Source organism: Pseudodesulfovibrio sp. 5S69, from assembly GCF_037094465.1.
Taxonomy (GTDB): domain Bacteria; phylum Desulfobacterota; class Desulfovibrionia; order Desulfovibrionales; family Desulfovibrionaceae; genus Pseudodesulfovibrio; species Pseudodesulfovibrio methanolicus.
In genome coordinates this window covers 3,397,920-3,415,857 of the sequence record NZ_CP146609.1, presented here as the reverse complement: position 1 = coordinate 3,415,857, position 17,938 = coordinate 3,397,920, and the positions used below count along the sequence as shown (strand labels likewise).

14 protein-coding genes are annotated in these 17,938 nt (G+C 60.9%); 13 read left to right on the top strand and 1 reads right to left on the bottom strand.

From position 1 onward, the window contains the following. Positions 1-28 precede the first annotated feature (28 nt). The 13 genes from xrtA to V8V93_RS19510 all read left to right on the top strand — a co-directional run bounded on the left by xrtA (position 29) and on the right by V8V93_RS19510 (position 16,699). Complete coding sequence (xrtA, locus tag V8V93_RS16195) at positions 29-880, top strand: exosortase A (RefSeq protein ID WP_338667646.1); 852 nt, start codon at positions 29-31, stop codon at positions 878-880. Next, positions 870-1,511 carry an exosortase C-terminal domain/associated protein EpsI gene (locus V8V93_RS16190; RefSeq protein WP_338667645.1) on the top strand — a complete coding sequence of 214 codons (642 nt, stop codon included), beginning with the start codon at positions 870-872 and terminating at the stop codon, positions 1,509-1,511. Before xrtA ends, V8V93_RS16190 begins: the two co-directional genes overlap by 11 nt. Positions 1,512-1,514: 3 nt before the next feature. Then, positions 1,515-3,575: an XrtA/PEP-CTERM system histidine kinase PrsK gene (gene prsK, locus V8V93_RS16185; protein ID WP_338667644.1), complete on the top strand. Its 2,061-nt coding sequence runs from the start codon at positions 1,515-1,517 to the stop codon at positions 3,573-3,575. A 24-nt stretch (positions 3,576-3,599) separates the two neighbouring features. Then, positions 3,600-4,961 (top strand): PEP-CTERM-box response regulator transcription factor, encoded by a 1,362-nt coding sequence (prsR, locus tag V8V93_RS16180; protein WP_338667643.1) that lies wholly within the window; start codon positions 3,600-3,602, stop codon positions 4,959-4,961. Positions 4,962-5,020: 59 nt separating this feature from the next. Further along, positions 5,021-6,424, top strand: coding sequence for a mannose-1-phosphate guanylyltransferase/mannose-6-phosphate isomerase (locus V8V93_RS16175; RefSeq protein WP_338667642.1), 1,404 nt, complete (start codon positions 5,021-5,023; stop codon positions 6,422-6,424). Between the two features lie 53 nt (positions 6,425-6,477). After that, complete coding sequence (locus tag V8V93_RS16170) at positions 6,478-9,282, top strand: SIS domain-containing protein (RefSeq protein WP_338667641.1); 2,805 nt, start codon at positions 6,478-6,480, stop codon at positions 9,280-9,282. Position 9,283: 1 nt separating this feature from the next. Continuing rightward, positions 9,284-10,498, top strand: a complete 1,215-nt coding sequence (locus tag V8V93_RS16165; protein WP_338667640.1) for a glycosyltransferase — start codon at positions 9,284-9,286, stop codon at positions 10,496-10,498. After that, entirely contained in the window at positions 10,495-11,805 is a 1,311-nt protein-coding gene (locus V8V93_RS16160; RefSeq protein ID WP_338667639.1) for an O-antigen ligase family protein, read from the top strand. Before V8V93_RS16165 ends, V8V93_RS16160 begins: the two co-directional genes overlap by 4 nt. Positions 11,806-11,860: 55 nt before the next feature. Continuing rightward, entirely contained in the window at positions 11,861-13,003 is a 1,143-nt protein-coding gene (locus V8V93_RS16155) for a glycosyltransferase family 4 protein (protein WP_338667638.1), read from the top strand. After that, positions 13,000-14,238 carry a glycosyltransferase family 4 protein gene (locus V8V93_RS16150; RefSeq protein ID WP_338667637.1) on the top strand — a complete coding sequence of 413 codons (1,239 nt, stop codon included), beginning with the start codon at positions 13,000-13,002 and terminating at the stop codon, positions 14,236-14,238. Before V8V93_RS16155 ends, V8V93_RS16150 begins: the two co-directional genes overlap by 4 nt. Positions 14,239-14,476: 238 nt before the next feature. Continuing rightward, positions 14,477-15,253 (top strand): glycosyltransferase family protein, encoded by a 777-nt coding sequence (locus V8V93_RS16145; protein WP_338667636.1) that lies wholly within the window; start codon positions 14,477-14,479, stop codon positions 15,251-15,253. Positions 15,254-15,267: 14 nt separating this feature from the next. Beyond that, complete coding sequence (locus V8V93_RS16140; protein WP_338670200.1) at positions 15,268-16,452, top strand: glycosyltransferase; 1,185 nt, start codon at positions 15,268-15,270, stop codon at positions 16,450-16,452. A gap of 91 nt (positions 16,453-16,543) precedes the next feature. Beyond that, positions 16,544-16,699 carry a glycosyltransferase gene (locus tag V8V93_RS19510; RefSeq protein WP_422394422.1) on the top strand — a complete coding sequence of 52 codons (156 nt, stop codon included), beginning with the start codon at positions 16,544-16,546 and terminating at the stop codon, positions 16,697-16,699. 813 nt (positions 16,700-17,512) lie between these two features. Here the strand turns inward: V8V93_RS19510 and V8V93_RS16135 are convergent. Next, on the bottom strand, positions 17,513-17,827 hold the full coding sequence (locus V8V93_RS16135) for a hypothetical protein (protein WP_338667635.1): 315 nt from the start codon (positions 17,825-17,827) through the stop codon (positions 17,513-17,515). Positions 17,828-17,938 lie beyond the last annotated feature (111 nt).

Sequence of the window (17,938 nt, the reverse complement as noted above, 5' to 3'; positions counted from 1 at the left end):
TTGAGCCGGGGGATCGGGTGACGGAAGCATGATGACGCTTAGCGAGACACTGGACAGGTACAAATGGTGGCTGCCGGCCGTGCCGCTTGTTTTGGGGGCGGTATACTGGGCCATCATCCAGCGGATGGTCGCCAACTGGTATCTGGACGACAACTATTCCCACGGGTTTCTCATTCCAATCATTGCCGCCTGGTTTGTCTGGCGGGATTGGGACATTCTCAAGGAGATCGAGGTCAAACCCTCCTATTGGGGGCTTCCGGTCATTTTTCTGGGGCTGGCGCAACTGGTCTTCGCCTGGCTGGGGACGGAATTCTTCAACATGCGTCTGTCGTTGATCGTGGTCCTGGCCGGATGCGTCCTCTATCTCTTCGGAGCCGGTGTCTTCAAGCGACTCCGGCTGCCCCTGGCCTACCTGGTCCTCATGGTGCCGCTGCCCTATATCCTCTATGATGCCATGGCGTTTCCGCTCAAGCTGTTCGTGGCCAAGGTGTCCGTGGGTTCGCTCAAATTAATGGGCTACGCCGTGTGGCGGGAGGGCAACATCATCGCCTTTCCCAACATCGTCCTCGAGGTGGCCGACGCGTGCAGCGGGCTGCGTTCCCTGGTTTCTCTCATCGCCCTGGCCGTTACCCTGGCCTTCCTGATGCTCAAATCCCCCTGGACCCGCTGGTTGCTCGTGCTTTCATCCATCCCCTTCGCCGTCCTGACCAACATCCTTCGGGTGGTGGCCACCGGCATGCTGGCGCGCCATTTCGGACAGGCCGCGGCCGAGGGCTTTTTCCACGAGTTTGCCGGACTGGCCGTTTTCGCCATGGCCATGGTCTTTCTGGGCGGGACGTGTTTCGTGCTCAAGCTCTGGGAGAAACGCCGTGAAGCCTAGGATACTTCTTGTCTGCGTGCTCGTCCTGTGCGCCGGGGCGTTCATCCATTTCCATAATGATCTGGCCGTGCCCCTGACCCGCTCCCTGGACGAATTCCCGACCACGGTCGGGCGGTGGCACATGATCCACGAATGGCGTTTCGGTTCGGCCATTCTCAAGAACCTCAAGGCCACGGGCTACGTGTCCAGGCTGTACCGGGACGACCGGGGCAGGGAGGTCGAGCTGTACCTCGGATATCACGACGGAGGGCCGGACGCCGGTCCCATCCATTCCCCGCGCAACTGCCTGCCCGGCGGCGGCTGGCTGCAGCGGGTCGACAAGACCGTGCCGGTGACCCTGGACGGCCGGAAGATGAAGGCGGTCCTGGCGGCCTACGACAAGGACGACAAGACCGTGACCATGCTCTACTGGTTCCAGGTCAGCGGCAAGGTCGTGACCAATGAATACTCCCTCAAGCTGGCCGAGATCCTGGGCTCCATGACCAGCCGCAGGCGGGACAGCGCCTTTGTCCGCATGTCCACCGAGATTTCCGACAGGGACGGGATGGCCGAACGGGCCCTGCACGACTTTGCCGAGGCCGCCTATCCGGAGGTCGAGGCATTCCTGCCTGCCCCGGCGGCACGGAGATAAACGATGACGTCGATGATGGTGACCCAAATACTGGTGGCGGCCATTCTGGTCCTGTATCCGGTGTACACCATGGTCCACAACGGGGTGTCCTTTTCCCGCCTGACCCTGGCGGCGGCCCTGTGGGTCCTGGCCGTCCTGAACGTCCTGGACCTGCTGGCCATGGAGCACGCTTCGTCCTTCCTGGCCTACAAGCGTCCGGCCTTGTGGCTCGAGGCCGCCCTGTGTCCCGTGCTCCTGGTCTTCAGTCAGGCCTACAACCGAGAGTTTTCCCTGAAACGCATGCCGGTCATGCAGAAGGTCCTGTTGATCTTCTCCTTCATCCCCCTGATCATGACCGTCGTCTTCCCGGCCTCCGAGTTCTTCTATTCCCCGGATTTCGAGATGGACCGCGTCCTGTTCCTGGAGCCCCCGGCCTTCTTTTTCTACCTCCAGATCCTGTTGTTCATGGCCGTCAGCCTGTTCAACCTCGAGATGACGGTGACCAGCGCTCGCCACGGCATCAAGTGGAAAATCAAGTTCGCCATCCTCGGAGCCGGGGCGATCATCGCCACCTACATGCTCTATTTCAGCCAGAGTCTGATGCTGCGGTCCATGGACATGGACTACCTGCTCCAGCGCGCCTGGGGCACCGGCGTCGGCATGTTGCTGATCATGTATTCCGAATTGAGCCGGGGGAGCGACGAACACATCGTCATCTCGCGCCAGATTGCCTTCCGCTCCTTCGTCTTTCTGTTCTTCGCCCTGTTTCTGCTGGGCGTGGGGGTCATAGGCGAGGGCATCAAGCTCTTCGGCAGCGACTTCAGCACCGTGGCCTTTATGACCGTAACCTTCTTCGGCGGCCTGGCCCTGATCGCCTGTATGCTGTCCGAGGGCATCCGGCGGAAGATCCGGTTGTTCATCCAGCGCAATTTCTACGGCGACAAGTACGACTACCGCGACGAGTGGAAGAAGTTCACCAGTCGCGTGGTCAACTCGGGCAGCCGCGACGAACTGTACCGCAACATACTGATTTTCTATTGCGAGATTTTCGGCATCGGCGGTGGGGCCATGTTTCTTCAGGGCCGTCACAGCAGGGATTATTCCCCGGTCCTGTTCCACGAGATGGACGAGTCCAGACTGGCTTTGCCGCACAAGTCCGTCCTGGTGGAGCGGCTGGGCAAGAGGCCCGGCCTGTTGGACCTCAAGGCGGAGCCTATGGAGTTCGAGGAGGAGGTGGACACCTTCCTCAAGGATCGGAAGATTCGCTTCATCCTGCCGATAATGACCGACGACGTCCTGCACGGGCTGCTTATGCTCGGCTCGCCCATCAATCCTCTGGAGCACTACGACGTAGAGGACCGCGAACTGATGGAGACCGTAGCCGGTCAAGTGGCCGCCCTGGTCATGAACATCCGCCTGGGCGACGAACTGGCCGAGGCTCGGGACATGGAAGGGTTCGGCAAGGTGGCCGCCTTTGTCCTGCACGACCTCAAGAACCAGGTCTATCCCCTCTCCCTGCTGGTGGATAACGCGCGGGAGTTCATCAACGACAAGGAATTTCAGGAAGACATGCTCGATTCCCTGGGCAACATCGTTGCCCGTATGAACGAGCTCATCGCGCAACTGACCAATATCCCCAAGAACGACTCCCTCAAGCTGGAGGAGATCGATCTCATGGACATGGCCCGGGACGCCGCCCGGCAGGTGCCCGATGCCGAGATAGAATTCAAGGGCGGCGGAGTCCGGGCCCGCGTGGACGTGGAGCAGATGCGCAAGGTGGCTCTCAATCTTTTCCTGAACGCTCTGGAGGCCGGGGAGAGCAACCGGTTCACCGTCCTGGTGGAATACGACAACGGACCGGTGTTCCGGGTCATCGACAACGGCCGCGGCATCGACGAGGAGATCCTCAGGGAGGGATTGTTCGTGCCCTTCAAGACAACCAAGAAGAAGGGCATGGGCATCGGCCTGTACCAGAGCAAGCGGATCGTCGAGGCCCACGGCGGGGGGCTCTATGCCACGTCCGGCGATGCCGGCGGGGCCGTGTTCAGCGTGGTGCTGCCCGATCCTTCCGGAGCTAACGACTAAGCGGCGATCAGCCATAACGTGCCTATGCAAAAACTACTCATCATAGACGACAACGAAGAAGTCCGCCGGCAGCTCAAGTGGGGGCTGTCGCGCTCCAACTACGAACTGCTCTTCGCTTGCGACGGCGCGGAAGGACTCGCGCTGTTCGAAAAGCATCAGCCCGAAGTGGTCACCCTGGACCTGGGCCTGCCGCCCTTTGAAAACGGCGTGGAGGAGGGGCTGCGGGTGCTGGGCAAAATCCTGCGCCTCAATCCGCTGGCCAAGGTCATCGTCATCACCGGCAACGAGGAGCACGACGCGGCGCTCAAGGCCGTGCAGCTCGGGGCCTACGACTACTACAAGAAGCCCATCGACCTGAACGAGCTCAAGGTCATCGTGGACCGGGCCATGTACCTGCAGACCCTGGAGACCGAGAATCGCAATCTGCGCCAGCAGTCGGTCAACGAACTGGGCATCGTCGGCGAGTGCCCCGGCATCCGCCAGGTATTCACGCAGATAGAGCGCGTGGCCTCCTCGGACGTGCCGGTGCTGATTACCGGCGAATCCGGGACCGGCAAGGAATTGGTTGCCCGCGCCATCCACAAGAAAAGCCTGCGCGCGGACAAGGAGATGGTCTGCATCAACTGCGGAGCCATCCCGGAAAACCTGCTGGAATCCGAACTGTTCGGTCACGAGAAGGGGGCCTTTACCGGCGCGAACAAGACGGTCAAGGGCAAGGTGGAGTATGCGGACAAGGGGACGCTGTTCCTCGACGAGGTGGGCGAGATGCCCATGCAGTTGCAGGTCAAGCTGCTGCGCTTTCTGCAGGAGATGGTCATCACCCGCGTGGGCGGGCGCAAGGACATCGGCGTGGACGTGCGCATCATCACGGCCACCAACATAGACATCAACGAGGCCATGGCCAACGGAACCCTTCGCGAGGACCTGTTCTACCGCATCGGGGTCATGAACATCGCCCTGCCGCCCCTGCGGGAACGCGGCGATGACATCGAGCTGCTGGCCAACTACTTCAACAAGAGCGTCAACATTGGCCCACGCAAGGACATCAAGAATTTCAGCCGCGAGGCCATGGACAGCATTCGGGGCTACGAATGGCCCGGCAACATCCGGGAGTTGGAAAACCGCGTCAAGCGGGCGGTGATCATGGCCAATGGTCCGACGATTACCCCTGAGGACCTGGGGTTGAGCCCGGATGAAGCTGTACGAGCCCGGCAGCGGGCCGATGACATTTCCCTCAAAGAGGCCCGCTCCCTGCTGGAGCGGGACATGGTCGAATCCGCCCTGAACCGCCACTCCGGCAACGTGGCCAAGGCCGCGGGGGCACTGGGCGTGAGCCGCCCGACGCTTTACGATCTGATGAAGCGGCACGGCATCCGAGGGGATTAACCTGCCGTCTCGTACAGCGTTCCGTGCAGGTTTTTCAACAGTAACGTGGAGGAGGGAACTTGAACTCTTTACAACCAGTCATACTTTGCGGTGGGGAAGGCACCCGCCTGTGGCCCCTGTCCCGGACCCTGTACCCCAAGCAGTTCATCGAGGTTTCCGAGGGGCGCGTGCTCTTTGCCGACGCCGTGGCTCGGTGCATGTCCCTGCCCGAGGCCGAGGAACCCATCGTGGTTTGCAACAACGAGCACCGCTTCCTGGTGGCCGAACAGTTACGCAAGCTCGGCACGTCCGGGCGCATGGTCCTGGAGCCCTTCGGGCGCAACACCGCCCCGGCCGCGGCCGTGGCCGCCCTCATGGAACACGGCGGCGACCCGGTCCTGCTGATCATGCCCGCGGACCACTCCATCGCCGACGGCGAGGCCTTTGCCCGCGCCGTGGCTCTGGGCTATGAGCGCGCTGCGCAGGGACATTTCGTCTGCTTCGGCGTGGTCCCGGACCACCCCCATACCGGGTACGGATATATCCGCAAGGGACAATCCGCAGCCGGGGGCGTCTCCGCCGTGGACAGCTTCGTGGAGAAGCCGAAGCGCGAGGTTGCCGAGGAATACCTGAAATCGGGTGAATATCTCTGGAACAGCGGCATCTTCCTGTTCAAGGCTTCAAGCTATCTGGATGCCCTGGCCGCCCACGCCCCCGACATTCTTAAGAACTGCCGGACCGCCGTGGAGAACAGCTACCAGGACCTGGACTTCATTCGGTTGGGCGAAGAGGAGTTCGGGCAGTGCCCGTCGGATTCCATCGACTACGCGGTCATGGAGAAGGTGGGTGACATCGAGGTGGTTCCCATCGACATGGACTGGCGCGACCTCGGATCCTGGAAGAGCCTGCACGACATGCACCCCAGCGACGAGGCGGGCAACAGCCTGCTCGGCGACGTGGTGGCCGAGGACACCGGCAACTGCTACGTGCGCTCGTCGAGCCGGCTGGTGGTTACTCTGGGGTTGCGCGACACCACCGTGGTGGAGACTCCGGACGCGGTCTTCGTCGCCGCCAACGACAAGCTGGACAACATGAAGTCGGTCATCCATCGCCTCAAGGAGGCCGGCCGCCCTGAGACCGAGGCGCACAAGATCGTGTACCGCCCCTGGGGCAGCTTCGAGTCCATCTCGGCGGACAACCGCTTCCAGGTCAAGCGGATCATCGTCAAGCCGGGCGAGGTCCTGTCCCTGCAAAAGCATTTCCATCGGGCCGAGCACTGGGTAGTGGTCAAGGGAACCGCCCGGATCGTCAACGGCGAGAACGAATCCATCCTCTGCGAGGACGAATCCACGTACATCCCGCTGGGCAACATTCACCGCCTGGAAAATCCGGGCAAGATTCCCCTGGAACTCATCGAGGTCCAGACTGGCAGCTACCTGGGCGAGGACGACATCGTCCGTCTTGAGGACAAATACAAGCGCTAGCGCCGTATGTTGCAGCAAGGAGAGAGAAAACCATGTGCGGAATCGCGAGTTTTTTGAGCAACAGGCTTTGGCTGGCCGTGCCGGACGTGTCCTGGCTCGGCGGCCTCGACTCCGCCTTTTCCGCGGTGCGCGAGACCCCGGATCTCCTGGCGGCGGCCACGCCGCTCGGGGAGTTGGCCGGGCGGTTTTACGAACTCATGTCCTTCGGGCTGCACATGCGGCTGGTGGAGGACGGCGAGGCGCGGCGGGCGCTGTCGAGCATCCGGGACACCATCCGGGCGTTGCGCAACGCGGCGGCCGTGAAGCTGGAGCAGGGGCCGCGCACGGACGAGCTGGAGTCGCTGCGCGAGGCGCTGGACGACTATCTGTGGCAGATCGAGCGCGAGGTGCTGGTCAACGTGGACCGGACGCTGGCGCTCATGCCCGCCGATCTGGCCGCGGACGTCGAGGCTCGCGACCGGCATTTCCTGGCCTGGGGGGCCGAGCAGGTGCTCCAGTCCATCGACAAGCTTGAGGTGCGCGGCCGCGACTCGGCGGGCGTGGCCCTGGCCTTTGTCCTGCCCGCGGGCGTGGACCCGGAGGCCGGTCTGACCCCGACGCAGAAACAGGAGCTGGCCGACCGCTCGTCCATCAACAACGCGGACACCCGGCAGGTGCTGGTGCGCAAGCTGGACGACGGCCGGACCGCCTGCCGTTTCCTGTACAAGGTCGCCCAACTGGTCGGCCAGCTCGGGGACAACGGCGCGGCGCTCAGAGAATTCATCAAGCATGACGAACTGTTGTGGGCCATGTCCGCAGGCCTGCAAACGCTCAACATCATCGCCCACACCCGCTGGGCCTCCAACGGGATCATCTCTGTGCCCAACTGCCACCCGGTGGACGGGCTGGTCGAGGGCGACATGTCCACGGGCCTGGAAAAGACCATGTTCGTGCTCAACGGCGACGTGGACAACTACCGTACCCTGGTCGAGGAGACGGTCCTGGCCAAGGGCGCGCACATCCCGCCGGCCATCTCGACCGACGCCAAGATCCTGCCCGTGCTCTTCCACCTGGGCGTGGAGGACTTGGGCGACGCCGAGGAGCGGTTCCGCAACGTGCTCCGGCGCTGCGAGGGGTCCCTGGCCGTGGTCATGCAGAACCTGAACGATTTCGACTCCCAGTTCCTGGCGCAAAAGGGCTCGGGCCAGTCCTTCTACATCGGCCGGACCAATGACGGCTGGCTGGTGGCGAGCGAGGCCTACGGCATGGCCGCGCGGGCGCGCTCGTCCTTCCCGGTGGCCGTGCACCGGCAGGGCGGGGTGTCCGTGGTCCTGCGCGACACCGACCCCGAGGGGGCCGTGCCCGTGGCCCGGTACCTGGACAACGGCGAGCCCGTGGAGCTGGCCGAGGAGAAGATCGAGATCTTCTCGCGCGACATCTTCCGGGGCGAGTACGCCCATTACATCGAGAAGGAAATCCACGAGGCCCCGGACTCGGTGCGCAACACCCTGCACGGAAAATATCTCAAGAAAAACGGTGAGGTGGAGTTCCTGCCCGAGGGGTTCGGGCGCGGCCCGGCCCTGGTCGAGCGGTTCCGGGACGGCTCCCGGCCCATCCGGAGGATCATCTGCGTGGGCCAGGGCACGGCCGCCGTGGCCGCCATGGCCGTGGCCCAGCTCCTGCGCCGCACCCTGGCGGACACGGGCATGTCCATCGAGTCCTACACCGGCAGCGAACTCATCGGCTTCATGGGCGACGAGCGCATGGACGACGTGTTCCTGATCCCGGTGTCGCAGTCGGGCACGACCACGGACACGAACCGGGTGGTGGACCTGTGCCGCGACCGGGGCGCGTGGGTCAACTGCATCGTCAACCGGCGCAACTCGCCCCTGGTCCAGAAATCGGACTCGCACATCTACACGAGCAACGGCCGGGACGTGGAGATGGCCGTGGCCTCGACCAAGGCGTTCTACTCCCAGATAGCGGCGGGCAAGCTGCTCTCGCTCTGGCTGGCCGACATCCTGGGGAGCATGGATAAGCCGTACATCCTCCATGAAATAGAGGCGTTGGAAGGACTTCCAGACAAGATCGACAAGGTCCTGGAGAACAAGGAATCGATCGCGGAAGTCGCCCGCAAGTACGCGCCCGTGCACCGCTACTGGGCCCTGGTCGGCAACGGCGCCAACTGCATAGCGGCCCAAGAAGTCCGTATCAAGCTGTCGGAATTATGCTATAAATCCATTCCGTGCGACATCACGGAGGACAAGAAGCACATCGACTTGTCCACCGAGCCCCTGACCCTGGTCATGGCCTCGGACCTGCCCGAGATGGTCGTCATGGACACGGTCAAGGAGACGACGATCTTCAAGGCCCACAACGGCTCGCCCATCGTGTTCTGCGCCGAGGACGAGGACCGCTTCGACCGCGTGGCCGAGGCCACGGTCAAGGTCCCCCGCGCGGGCGGCGGCCTGGATTTCGTGCTGGAGACCGTGGCCGGGCACTGGTGGGGCGTGTCCGCGGCCAAGGCCATCGACAGCCACGCCGAGCCGTTCCGCAAGGCGCGGGTGCGCATCGCGGAGATGCTCGAAGACACGACCACCTTCGACCGGGGCGCCCTGCTCATCGCCCTGAACGAATGCGTCGACCGCATCGCCTCGGGCGCCACGGACTCAGCCCTGCCCGCCCGCGTGCCCGCATCCCTGGCCAACTACATGCTCTGGCTGGTCAACCAGTCCCAGGACATCCAGGCCGCCGAGGCCCGCCTGGCCGACATCCTGACCATCCTGAACAAGGCCATCGAGGAAATGACCCGCCCCATCGACACCATCCGCCACCAGGCCAAAACCGTCACCGTCGGCATCAGCAGGCCCCAGGGGTAGCATGGCCGATCCGACCCAGCATAGTTCTCAGGCGGGTGCCATCGCCCAAGTCTCTTTTTCCGGCGACTTCGGCGGCCGGGAAAAGGTCGCGGTGGAGTTGTGCCGCAACCTTCGTGGGCTGGGCCTGGAGTGTCTACTCTACGTGGTGGTCGAGGAGCGGGCCGGTGCGCGGCGGAACGACAACCTGATGAATTCCCTTGGTGACGCAGGCCGGTTCGCCCATGTTTTCCGTACCCACAGCCGGTTTTCCCCGCAGCTCCTGTTCCGGCTGGCCGCCAGCTTCCGCGAACAGGGCGTCCGGATTGTTCACTGCCATTGCTACAAGTCCCTGTACTACGCAGTGCTCATGCGCCTGCTGGGCTTGCTCGACGGCTCAGTCGTCTACACCCTGCACGGTCTTGTCCTGCCCTCCGGGGCCATGCCCTGGTTTATCAGGCACTGCCAGTTGATCGGTCTGCGCCTGTCCGACGGCGTCATCGGCTGTTCCCGGGAGATTTTGGCCAGTTCCTTCCCCAATCCGGGAAAGGTCAGGACCGCGTCCATCATCAATGCCATCGAGTTGCCCGAGACGGAGTTCGCGGCCCTGGAATCCGGCAGGGCACGGGCCCGCCAGGAACTGGTCGAGCGGTACGGTCTTGCCACTGAAGGGCTGGTGGTCATCAACGTGGGCAGGATCTGCCCGCAGAAAAATTATCCCTTGTACCTGGAGATGATCCGGCGGGAAATGATGGAGGCTCCCGGTTCGAACACGAATCACCTCATTGTCGGCAACGGCGAGCTGCGGGCCGACATGGAGGCCCTGGCCGAATCCCTCGGCATCCGCCATCGGGTGGTCTTTACCGGTTTTGTTTCGGACATGGATACGGTCTACCGTGGGGCGGACCTCCTGGTCCAGACATCCACCTGGGAGGGCACGCCCATGTGCCTGTTGGAAGCGCGCTCCTACGGCCTTCCCGTGGTGGCCCCCGCCGTTGGCGGCAATGTTGACGTGGTCGAAAGCGGTTCCAACGGGACCCTTTATCCGACTGGCGATCTGCCGTCACTATGGGCAGGGTATGCCGCATACGCCCTCGACGGCGATCTCAGGCAGCGTCACGGCCGGGCTGCCTTTGAACAGACCGGTCGAAAATTCGGGACCCGTGACTGGGCCCGACGGCACGTAGCCTTTTACGGCGAGGTATCCGGCGGCGTGAAATTACGGGAGGCCGGACGATGAATCAGGCGTTGGGGGCCGTTAAACGGCGGCCACGGTTGATGGATTGGCTGGTAGCGGTCATGCCGTTTTTCCTGTTCGGACGGGTCCATGAGATATTCCCATGGCTTGCGCCTGTGCGACCGCTTTTCCTGTTCGTGATTGTCATTACTCTGGCTACACTCCTGAATCGAGGACTTACTAAACCTCGCCTGGCGTTGTTTTGGCATTCCATGACATTCAAGTGGTTCGCCTTCCTGTTGGCAATAATGTTCCTGAGTATCGTCATGAGTGTCTATCGGTCGGCATCCCTGTACAAATTCAAGGAATTTTGCGTATATTTCGGCATCATTCTGGTGGTGCTCAATTGCCAGGTGAACCGGAGAGCAGATTTAACATATTGTTTGGTTGGGATTGTATTAAGTGCTTTCGTCCTGGAGGTGGGCTGCTATATCTCTCCGATTTATGTTGAGCACACCAGGGTTGCGGCGAATCTTTCTTACGATCCCAACGACACGGCACTCTTTTTCATCATGATACTCGCTCTTATCCTCCCGTCCGCCAAGCACATCAGGGTGTTCTACCGGTGGTGCTTATATTTGTTCACAGTCATGGGGGTGGGAGTCATTATTCTAACCCAATCCCGCGGTGGATTGGTGGCCGGAAGCGTAACCCTTTCGATCTGGGGGCTTTCCAAAGGGGTCAAGGGAATCGCGCGGCTTTGTCTGCTGGGTTTTTTGGGATTGGCAATCGTCCTGGCGGTCATTCCCTCGGAGAGGTTGGAGCGGTTCAACTCCATTTTCAATCTGGAGGATGATTACAACGTGACGGCCAAGGGCGGGCGGTTGGACATCTGGGAGAACGGGCTGGTTCTTTTCATGGAGAATCCAATACTGGGTACGGGGCTTGGGACATTCCGAGTGGCGGAAGGAAGCGTCAACGGAGGAAGTGCATGGCGAAAGGCTCACAACACCTATCTGGAAATCGCCGTCGAGTTGGGGCTTCCCGGTCTGATTGCCTTCTTGGGCATGATTTTTTCCGCGTACAAGCTGGCCAAGCCCGCGGACGAGAGTGACTGGCTGGGCCAGGGAATGAGATTATCCCTGGTAAGTTTTCTGGCGGGGGGCATGTTTCTCTCTTGGGGCTACCACATCGTCCTGTATTTCGTGTTGACCATCGCCATGATCCGCGAGCGGGTCCTGGCCATGGAGACCCCCCGGCCGGCGGAGGTCCCTGTCCGGGATGTCCCGGTCTCGAAGGAAACCCCGGTCCTGTCGGAGGGTGCCCCCCTTGCCGGGAGAAGGCGGTACACCATGAGGAAACCGAAATGAGCCCTTGCCGAAGCATCGAAGGGCGGATGTCGCCAGGGAGCGGGGAGGGGCTGTCGTGAAGCCGCCGTTGTTTATCCTTGATCAGTGGGCCAGCCCGAACCTCCAGGCCGGAACCAGCAAGAACTGGCTGTACGCCGGGCTGGGGGAGTCCTTCAACGTGGCCATGGTCAACGCGGACACGCCTTTCGTGAAGAAGCGGATCGGTTGCGCCTGCCTGGCCAAGGCACTTCTGGCCCGGCCCATGGACCTGCGCCGGGAGTACCATCGCCAACTGGAATGGGCCGCCAAGTTCCCGGCGGCGTTCAAGGCCAGGACCCGGCGCTTCCAGAAAGCCCTGGACCGCACCGTCGGCATCGGCGCGACTTTTCAGGTGGGATGCCTCTTCGGCCCGGTGAAGGCACAGGGCATGGTCCATTTTTCCTACCATGACCAGAACGTGGCCATGGTCGAGCGTCTCTGGCCTGACTGGATGCCGAGGCGTTTCTCCCGGCTCAGGGAGCGGTTCTACGAGCTCGAAAGGGCCTCCATGCAGGCCAAGGACATGGTCTTCACCTACAGCGAGTGCACCCGCCGGTCCATGATCGAGGATTACGGCCTGCCGCCGGAAAGGGTCATGGTGGCCCCCACCGCGTGCAAGATTCCCTACCCGGACGCGGACCGGGTCCTGGCCGGCCGCAAGGAAAAGCTGCTCTTCGCGGCAACGGAATTTTACCGCAAGGGCGGGGACCTGGTTTTCGAGGCCTTCAAGGAGCTTCGCCGCCGCCGGCCCGGACTGGAGCTGGTGCTGGTGGGCGTGGCGGCGGACGAGCCCCTGCCGGAGGGGGCACGTCACCTGGGCCTGGTCCCCTTCGGGACGCTGATGGAGGAGTACCTCTCCGCCTCCCTCATTCTCCACCCCGCCCGGCACGACGCCTATCCCAACGTCTTGAAGGAGGCTCAGGCCTGCGGGCTGCCCGCCGTGGTCTCGGACTCCATGGGGATCCCCGAGATCGTCACCCACGGCGAGACCGGCGTCGTCATGGAGCGAAACGACGTGCCCACGCTGGTCGAGTCGGTGGAGCGTCTGCTGGACGCCCCGGACAGGCTGCACGCCATGCGCGAGCGATGCCTGGTCGACAGGGATCGCTTCAACCCGGAATCCTGCGTGCGGCGCATCGCGGATGCCATGCGCGAAGTCATGGAGAGGGCGGGCGCATGAGCCGGGGAAGCGTGCTGTTCGCCACGGCCCGTCCGCCGTATCCGCTGGATACCGGGGCCAAGATCCGGACCTGGAATATTCTTTCCGGGTTTATGGACCGCTATGACGTGGATGTGCTGCATTTCATCGATCCCGCAGTGGAGGCCGGATGGCGCGAAGCGGCGGCCACCCTGGGCGTGAGAGATGTTTTCGGCGTGGAGAACCCCGACCTCAACCGGCCCGCCGCGCCGTCCGACCTGCTGGCCGCCTTGGTCCGGGGATTGCCGGTTTCCACGGTCAAGTACGCCAGGGCGGATTTCGAGGCACGGCTCCGGGAACTCGCCCCGAACTACGACCTGGTGCACGTGGACACCATCCACCTTGCGGGCATTCTGGGCAGCCTGGGCAACGGCCATGGCGCGCCCTTTACGACCCTGAACGCCCACAATGTGGAGTACCAGATAGCGGAACGCATGCGTGACCTGGAGCGTTCCCTGCCGCGTCGTCTGGCCCTGGGGCTGCACGCCCGGAACATGCGCCGCTTGGAGACGCGGGCCTTCCGCGAGGCGGACATGGTCCTGACCGTGTCCGGCGAGGACGGCGGGGAGATCGACCGCCTGAGCGGAGCGGGTAAGTCGGTGCTGGTGGAAAACGGCGTGGACGTGGATTTTTACACCCCGACCGAGGATCCTGCGGGACGGGCGGACAACTTGGTCTTCGTCGGTTCCATGGACTGGATGCCGAACATCGACGGCATGAAGTGGTTCGTCCGCGACATCCTGCCCGCCATCCGGGCCGTCCGGCCCGAGGCCCGCATCACCATAGTCGGGCGCAGCCCCCACCCGGACGTTCAGGCCCTGCACGCCCCGGCGGCTGGGGTGATAGTCACCGGTACGGTGGACGACGTGCGCCCCTTTGTCCGCGAGGCCTCGGTGGTGGTCGTGCCCCTGCGCTACGGCGGCGGGACCCGGCTCAAGATATTCGAGGCCTTTGCCATGGGGAAGGCCGTGCTTTCCACCACGCTGGGCTGCGAGGGCATCCTGTGCGAGAACAGCCGCCACCTGTGTATTGAGGACGAGGCCGCGCCCTTTGCTCGGCGTTGCCTGGAGTTGATGGGCGACGAGGACGTCCGGCGGCGGCTGGGCGCGGAAGGGCGCAAACTGGCCCTGTCCCGTTATTCCTGGGACGCCGTGGTCGGACGGATGCACGAGGCCGTCGCAGTCGGCATGTTGAAAAAAGGAGCAGCCCGTGGCTGATGAAAAATCCGTTGTCCGAGTCGGCTTTGGTCCGGAGACCACCTCCAACTCTTTCTTTCAGGCTGGCGTGAAGGTGGCCGACGAGCTCGCACGGCATGATGGTTTCGAATGCGGATGCTTCGATTGGGAACCTTTTGATCTTCAGGAACTGTTGTCCTACGATATTCTCGTATTCATCAAATATATTCCGGAATTGAGTTTGCTCAAGGCGCTGAAGGCGGCCGGCCGGATTTTGATTTTGGATTATCACGATACGTTTATCTACCCGTCCGTATATGAAGACAACGCCGTGTTGCGGCTGGCGAAAAGGCTGCGGTATTTTTCCACGGAATGGTCTGCGGCCAAACGGTTTTCCCTGGTCGACGGCTGTTTCATCGCCACCCCGCTGCTGGCTGACGTCGTGGCCAGGGCGGGCATGCGGCCCCTCGAAGTGCCCCGGCAGATATACAACGGCGACAACGAGCTTCACTTCAAGGAAGCGACCGACGCCACGCGCGGGGTCGTCCTCTACTGGACCGGGGTCTCGCTGAACCAGCCGCAGAACGAAGCGATCCTGCCCGCGTTGCGCCGCCTGAAGGACAGGCACGGCTGCCGGGTGGTCTACGATACGGACCAAAAGGGCGAGCATGACTGGATCGAATACCGGACCTTCGACAACGAGACGTGGCCCCGTGAGATGCTGTTGGCCGACATCGCCTTTCGTTGGCGGGACACCTCCAATTTGCAGCACTTCAAGGATCCCAACAAGGTCCTGAGCTACATGGCCGCCGGGCTGCCCGCCGTGGTCCACCCCACGGCCTCGGAAAAGCTCGTGGTCCGGGACGGCGAGACCGGGTTTTTCGTGAATACGGTCGACGAGTTCGAACGCGTCGTGACCCGTCTTGTTCTGGAGCCGGAATTGCGTCGGAAGGTCGGCAAGGCCGCCCACGCCGAAGTCTGGGAAAAGTATTCCTTGAAAAAACACGTGGAATGCCTGCGGGGGCACATCCTGCACTTGCTGAAAGAGAAGCGCTGACGGAGAACGCCGTGATGAAGATATTGGACATACTCCCACCCAAAGGATCACTGGGCGCGCCGCATTTCCGTTCCCGGTATGAAGGCATGCCGGAGGACTATGAATTTCATATTCTCGTGACGGGTGACCTTGCTTTTGATGGGGACAAGTTTGCTTCCGCCACTCTGCACGTCCAGCCTCAAGTTGTTCCTTGGACCTGGAAGCTGAAGATATGGCGAGTTTTTGGAATGATGTTTCGCGGGATCCGCTTGGCAAGGCGGGAGAAAGTGGACGTTATTATCAGTTATGACCCGCTGACATTGGGGATAATTGGTGCAGTCGTTAAGTTCTTTACTGGTGCAAAACTTATCGTCGAAGTCAATGGACATATCAAAGATGCAAAAGCTGCCCGCCTCAGTGGTAAGCGTGTTGGGTTGATAAAGAGAAAGTTATACAATTTAATAGGTAATATTTCTCTTATGTCATCAGATTGCGTTAAATTATTGGATAATGAGCAGTTTGAAGAGTGGTATTCTGTTATAAAGAATAAGAAAATAGTCATGTTCCATGACTACGTTCCAACAAGTATTTTTTTGCCATCTAATGAAGATGATAATTACCTGTATTGCTTGGGGTTTCCATTTTATCTGAAAGGTGTTGATATTTTATTGAAAGCATTTTCGTTGATTCAAAAAGATTTCCCTACAACAAGATTGCTTGTTATGGGGCATTGTAGAGAGCCAGAAAGAAGTAGTTGGGTAGCCAGAGCAGCCGAAATAGGAAATGTTGAGATACACAATCCTGTTAATTACGAGGAAGTCGCTCAGTATATAGGAAAATGTACGGCTTTAGTGCTGCCTTCAAGAACGGAAGGAGTCGCAAGGGTTTTTTTGGAAGCGATGGCAACCGGGAAGCCTTGTATAGGGACGAATGTCGGAGGGACTCCCAACATAATAAAGGATGGGGTCAACGGTTTCGTTGTTCCTTCAGAAGACTATGTTGCGCTGGCGGAAAGTATGAAAAAGTTGCTTTCCGATCCATTGATGCAAAAGCACATGGGAGAGGCTGGTCGCAAATTCATAAAGACAAATTTTTCTGATGAAATGTATGTCGTGAATTTTGCGAAAATGATTGATATTGTCAGCGATCCCAATGCACCGACTCACGGCCTGTTACTCAATGGTTTCGAAATTGATCCAGCAACGGTAAATAAACAATGAGCTTGCGGCCTATTAATGGGAATATGGCATGGCAGGGTGGGGCTGATTTCGTCGGCCAGATCATCACTTGGGCGGTATCCATAACGTCACCGTGGACGGTGAAGCTGGGTTCCTCGTGGAGCCCGAGAGCGCTGAGGATCTGGCCGATAAGCTGCGGACACTACTGGGTGACGGCGAATTGCGTCACAGGATGGGAGAAGTCGGAAAACTTCGGGTGCAAACCGTACTGGGAAAAAAGGTACGTTGAATGCTTTCGGAAGATGTTGGAGGAGGTGCTGCCCGACGAATCCTGGCCCGGGGGCATCCGATTTAATGGGTATAGCGGAGAGAGTGAATAGTGGCGCAGTATATCAAGCGAAGCCTTGCCTGGATGGGATGGGGCAGCCTCACCGGAATGGCCATCACCTGACTCATCATCGTCTTGTCGGTCTGGCTGCCGACCCCGGTCGAGTATGACTTGGTTGTCCCGTTGGGGCTTATCATCGCCTTTTTCCTCTCCGCCACCGGGGCGGGCAATGGTGCGCCGATCATTCAAGGCGATGAATCTTCCATAGTCCATGTGAACGTTGCGCACCTTCCCCCGTTTCCTGATCACGATGACTCTCGGGCATGTTGTGGCCGCCGCGCCAGCGAACAGTTGCTTCGGACCAAGGAGTATTGCCCCGAGGCGGTTTCAAAATTTCATTTTTTGAGCCTGGGAGCGTGCAATTTTTTGGGTGGAGGGCCAAGGCGTGCGGAAATGTTTCTGCATCGGATAGAGGGCAGATTTGAATCTGATGCAGCATTCGCATTGCGATGGGTGGTGCCGGGGGCGGTTGGCTGACAGAAATCCCGGTCGTATTGGTTTGACGGTTGTTGGGAGGACCTAAATCGGGCGCTTCTACCGCTGCAAGACTTATCCGGAGCAAAAACCGGCGCAAGTGACGCGAAAAGGAGCCGGTCCGAGCCTGGATTTGATGGCAATGAGGACAAAAGCAGTATGAAGAGGGCGAATCAGGCCCTTTTGGCAGCGTCGGAGGACACGCTTCTCCCGTCGATGTTCACGGGGCAAGGGCTCGGTTCAGCCCCAGGCGAAACGGGGTGCGCACAAACATCGCTCCCATAGCTCTTTGAAATGCAAAGATTCCATGGCTACAGCCGTGACTTTGAGTACGGTCTTGCCTGCGTGGGACACCACCTTGGCTGCCACGTCCACCAGCCTGCGGCGAAGCGTTGTCTGGAAAGCCTTCGCCGGGACCACCGGGGAGCTGACATCCTCTTTGAACGCTTCGAACAGGAAGAAGTCCAGGAGCATGATGTAGTAGAAGGCGGTGTTGTGAATGAAATGCGTAAACGGCAGTTCTTTGGAGCCAAATTCATTGAAGGCCCTGTGCACAGGTTCATCCGCCCCGCGCTGATGGTAGGAGTGGATGACGGCATTGGTCTCGGCCTGGTAATCAAGACCGGCTTCACGCAGTTGCTGGTCGATGGCTCACCCATGCCAAGG

Bases quoted from the DNA above. Each gene is read 5' to 3' on its own strand.
- xrtA (WP_338667646.1), top strand. From the start codon at position 29: ATGATGACGCTTAGCGAGACACTGGACAGGTACAAATGGTGGCTGCCG.
- prsK (WP_338667644.1), top strand. From the start codon at position 1,515: ATGACGTCGATGATGGTGACCCAAATACTGGTGGCGGCCATTCTGGTC.
- prsR (WP_338667643.1), top strand. From the start codon at position 3,600: ATGCAAAAACTACTCATCATAGACGACAACGAAGAAGTCCGCCGGCAG.
- V8V93_RS16165 (WP_338667640.1), top strand. From the start codon at position 9,284: ATGGCCGATCCGACCCAGCATAGTTCTCAGGCGGGTGCCATCGCCCAA.
- V8V93_RS16160 (WP_338667639.1), top strand. From the start codon at position 10,495: ATGAATCAGGCGTTGGGGGCCGTTAAACGGCGGCCACGGTTGATGGAT.
- V8V93_RS16150 (WP_338667637.1), top strand. From the start codon at position 13,000: ATGAGCCGGGGAAGCGTGCTGTTCGCCACGGCCCGTCCGCCGTATCCG.
- V8V93_RS16140 (WP_338670200.1), top strand. From the start codon at position 15,268: ATGAAGATATTGGACATACTCCCACCCAAAGGATCACTGGGCGCGCCG.